Origin of the sequence: Streptomyces soli, from assembly GCF_003999195.1 — a bacterium.
GTDB lineage: Bacteria > Actinomycetota > Actinomycetes > Streptomycetales > Streptomycetaceae > Actinacidiphila > Actinacidiphila soli.
Window position 1 is genome coordinate 1 of sequence record NZ_RJVR01000290.1, and the last position, 4173, is coordinate 4173.

The 4173-nt window shown below is 72.6% G+C and carries 4 protein-coding genes and 1 pseudogene; 1 reads left to right on the forward strand and 4 read right to left on the reverse strand.

All coding sequences use genetic code 11. The annotated features are described in order from the left end of the window. From EFK10_RS31965 to EFK10_RS31980, 4 genes and pseudogenes are all read right to left on the reverse strand, one after another. Positions 1-327, reverse strand: a pseudogene (locus tag EFK10_RS31965) (hypothetical protein); the annotation flags it as partial. Further along, complete coding sequence (locus EFK10_RS31970) at positions 324-923, reverse strand: RNA polymerase sigma factor (protein ID WP_127359146.1); 600 nt, start codon at positions 921-923, stop codon at positions 324-326. The gene EFK10_RS31970 and the pseudogene EFK10_RS31965, both read right to left, overlap by 4 nt. A 59-nt stretch (positions 924-982) precedes the next feature. Then, positions 983-1558: an RNA polymerase sigma factor gene (locus EFK10_RS31975; protein WP_127359144.1), complete on the reverse strand. Its 576-nt coding sequence runs from the start codon at positions 1556-1558 to the stop codon at positions 983-985. Positions 1559-2165: 607 nt separating this feature from the next. Continuing rightward, positions 2166-3683 carry a beta-N-acetylhexosaminidase gene (locus tag EFK10_RS31980; RefSeq protein WP_127359145.1) on the reverse strand — a complete coding sequence of 506 codons (1518 nt, stop codon included), beginning with the start codon at positions 3681-3683 and terminating at the stop codon, positions 2166-2168. A gap of 205 nt (positions 3684-3888) precedes the next feature. On the opposite strand from EFK10_RS31980, the gene EFK10_RS31985 reads away from it, so the two are divergent. After that, positions 3889-4173: 2-oxo-4-hydroxy-4-carboxy-5-ureidoimidazoline decarboxylase (locus EFK10_RS31985; protein ID WP_322973434.1), on the forward strand; the 285-nt coding region annotated here is incomplete at its 3' end.

Genomic DNA, 4173 nt, shown 5'->3' on the forward strand with positions numbered 1-4173 from the left:
CGTGGCGAAGAGCACACCGGTGACGGCCTTCGCCGAACGGGCGACGTGCCGCAGCCCTCGGGGCCGGCGCCAGTCGTCGGCGCGGCTCCGGCGGCGTACGCCCGCGGCGAGGGCTCCCTCGTCGCGCGCCGAACGGAAGGCGGCGACCGCCGCCTCCTCGCGGACCGGGTCGAGGGCGGCCGGTGCCGAGGCGGCTGCGAGCAGCCCGGCCAGCACGGCGGTGCGCTTGTCGGCCGGATCCGGATCCGTCGCACCGCGCAGCAGCCGCTCCGCGATGGCGGCGTCGAGCCAGTCGTCCGACCGGGCGGGTCCTCGCTTATCGCTCATCTCATGTCCTCAAGCGTTCGAGACACCGAAAATGTCACACTCGAAGGCCCCGCGTCGGATTCCAGCAGTTCAGCCAGCCGCCGCAGCCCCCGGCTGGTCGCCATTCGCATCGCGCCCGGACGTTTGCCCAGCACCTTGGCCGCGGTCTTGGAGTCCAGGCCCATCACGACCCTCAGCAGCACTGCCTCGGCCTGGTCCCTGGGCAGCGACGCGATCGCGGCCAGCGCCTGCCCGGTCCCCACGGCCGCCACCGCCTCCTCCGCCGTGTCCTCCCCGGCGGGCCGGTCGAGCAGGTCCTCGATGCCGACGGCGGTCGCCGGGCGGCGCCCCACCGCCCGCAGATGGTCGAGGGCACGGTTACGGGCGATCCTGGCCGTCCAGCCGCGTATGGCGTCGCCGGTGTCCCCGTCACCGGGGTCCCGGAAGGACGCCAGGTCGCGGGCTATCTGCAGCCATGCCTCCGACGCCACGTCCTCCGCGTCGGCGGCGCCGACAAAGCCACGTACGTACTGCAGCAGCTGCGGCTGCACCGCGCGGTACATGATCCGGAAGGCTTCCTCGTCCCCCTCCTGCGCCGCGCGCACCGCGGTCGCCAGATCCACGTCTCGGTACCCCCCTCGCACAGGCGCCCTATCCTGCCACGCGGCCGTCGGGCTCAACCGAGCAGGCGGGCCAGCCGCTTCAGGCCCCGGTACGAGGCCGTACGGACCGCGCCGGGCCGCTTGCCGAGGACGCGGGCGGCCGAGGCGCCGTCGAGGCCGACGAGGACGCGAAGGACGACGGCTTCGGCCTGGTCCGGGGGGAGAGTGGCGATGAGGGCGACGGCCTGCTCGGTGGAGAGGTTCTCCAGCGCCTGGGCGGCGGTGTCCTCGGCGCCGGGGAGTTCGAGGACGTCTTGTTCGAGGACGGTGACCCGGGGGCGGGAGCGTTGCCAGCGCAGATGGTCCAGGGCGCGGTGACGGGCGATGGTGGCGGCCCAGCCACGGAATCCGGCGCCGTCGCCACGGAAGCGGCCGAGGTCGCGGGCGATCTCCAGCCAGGTCTCGGAGGTCACGTCCTCCGCTTCGGCGGGGCCGACGATGGCGCGTACGTAGCCGAGCAGCAGCGGGTCGACCAGGCGGTATACCACCGTGAACGCGGTCTCGTCCCCGGCCTGGGCACGTTCGACCGCCGCTCCGAGCTCCGCGTCGTCGTCCTTGGGTGAACGACGCCGCCCCCCGCTCCTGACCACGCGTCCCCTTTATTTGAGGCTCGGTCCGCCTTCCCCCACAACCACCCCCAAGTTCTACAGCGCGGAATCGAACAAAATCATCACACCTCCGAAGGTGTGACACTTTCGGCACCCGTGGCGCTGTACTTAACAGGGCGGTCGGGGACGCTCCTGTGGGGGGAGGCGGACCCCGGCCGCCTCCCAGTTCGGCGAGCCGGTCCCGCTGCATGCGCGACAGCTCCAGCGGTCCTGGCCCTCCGCAGCCAGAGCAGGAACACCAGCGCCGTCAGGACCAGCAGCCCGCTGCGGATGCCGGTGAGGTTGCCGGTCCACATGCTCGCCCGGTTCGCGGCCTCGGTGCCGTACTGGCGGATCCGGGCGACCAGCAGGGCGGCGTTCGCGGCGGCACAGGCGATCACCGCGGTGGCGGCTATGAGGGTCAGGGACTTTGTCACGGACGCGGAGCCTAGGGCCTGTCCGGCCGATCTCCGTGGGAGAAGGAGCGGGGTCTGGCGCCTGCGATCGCAAGGCGGAGGAGGGAGGCGACGCGGAGCGTCGTCGACCGACGACAACGCCGCGAGCGCTGGTGCCAGGGCACGCGACGCCGCGGAGATCGACCGGACAGGCCCTAGCCCACCCTGGCCGCCAGGTTCTTGAAGTCCGCCCAGGTCAGCGCCGGGCGGCGCGGGTCCCAGGTCTTCTGGGCGAGGGCGCGCAGCGGCATCCGGATGCCATCCGTGATCTGGCCCTGCGTCTGGGCGCCGGCGTTGTCGCACCAGATGGCGAGCCGGCCGCCGAGGATGCGGTCGGCGCCGGCGAGCGCGGCGGGGACGGTGCGGTCTCGGAAGACGAGGGCGGGGGTCCAGCGCTCGTAGATGGCCCGGCCGGTGGGGTAGGGGAAGTTGGCCGGTCCGCCGAGCACGTAGTAGAGGTACCAGGAGTTGAGGTTGACCAGCCGCCGGCCTTCCCTCAGATACGTCTCGGGCAGCGGGCCGCGCTGTTTGTTGCTGGACCAGTAGTCGACCTGGCGTCCGGCGTCGGGCCAGGAGCGCGGGCTGGTGAAGAAGCCGTCGTTCCAGGCCTCGGTGGTCTTGCCGTAGCGCCGCAGCAGGGCCGCGCGGTCGTTGATCCAGGCGGTCGCGGCGTCGGCGACGGTGCCCTGGAGGCCGAAGCGGGCGCGGGCGTAGGCGGCGAGCCTCGGGAAGGACCGCTGGGGGTTGGCCACGGTGAGCGCGTCGTACTCGTCGCCGCCGAGGTGCCAGTGCGGTCCCGGGAACAGCGGCGCGTACTCCTTGAGCAGGTCGTCGACGAGGGTCGCGGACCCGGCCCTGGAGATGTCGAGCGCGCCCTTGACCACCGTGCCGGAGGTGTTGCGCAGCCGAAGGGAGGGGTGGGCGGCCAGGACGGCGCCGAGGTGTCCGGGGCTGTCGATCTCGGGGATGACGGTGATGTGCCGCTGGGCGGCGACGGCGACGACCGCACGGATGTCGGCCCTGCTGAGGTGCCGGGCGGAGACGACCTCCGGGTGGGTGGTGCTCTGGATGCGGAAGCCCTGGTTGTCGCTGAGGTGCAGGTGGAGCTCGTTGAGCTTGAGATTGCCCATCTCCCGGATCCGCGCCTCGAGCCAGCCGCGCGTGAAGTACTTGCGGCCGACGTCCACCATCAGCCCGCGCTGCGGCCGGTCGGGCCAGTCCTGGATCATGCCGGCCGGGAAGGCTCCCCGCGCGTGCAGCACCTGGAGCAGGGTGCGGGTGCCGTAGAAGACGCCGACGTCGGTGGTGCCGCGCACGGTGATGCCGGCGGCCGAGCTGGTCATCTCGTAAGACTCCGGGTTGCCGTTAACCCATTCGAGTGACAGGGAGACGTCCCCCTGGCGGGCTGGGCCATCGGCGTACGGCACCCCCAGTTCGGACGCGAGCAGCCGCGCCTCGTCCTCGACGGCGCTGCCTGCCGGGGCGACGACCCTGGTGCCGGGGCCTGGTCGCCAGGTCCCGCCTGCTGTGGGGGTGAAGGCGCGGACCGCCGGGATCGACGGAATCGCCGGTGCGACTGTGGCTGCCACGGTGATGGGTTCGGGTGCGAATACGGCCGCGATAACCGACACCACACCGGCGACGGAAGCGAACTTTGACCACAGATGCACCATGCGTAGACGCTAAGCCGGAACGGTGAACGCCGCCGCGTGGAGGTCGTCCGTCCGCTTTCGCTCACGTACGAGTGAAATTCGCGCATCCGTCGGACAGTCGCGAACATCGCCGATACGGTGACTGGGCCCGCGCTCCACCGCAGCCCCACAGCCGTCCCTCAGGTCCCTCAGGAGCCCACCGCTGTCCAGCTACACCCCAGCCGGCGTGCCCGAGTTTCCGAGGCTCCCGCCCCAGTCCCGTGGCGGAGCGGACCGGCCCACCGGCGTCTCCCGGCTCAACGACGCCCCGGCCGACGCCGCCGAAGCCACCCTGTTCGCCTGCTGCGGCAGCCTGCGCTGGGCCCGACGGGTGGCGGCCCACCGCCCCTACCCTGACCTCGACTCCCTGCTGGCCGCCGCCGACGAGGCCGCCTACGACCTGGCCCCCGCCGACCTCTGCGAGGCGCTGGCCGCCGAGGCCGCCGCCACCGCCCCGCTGCCGCCCCGGGGC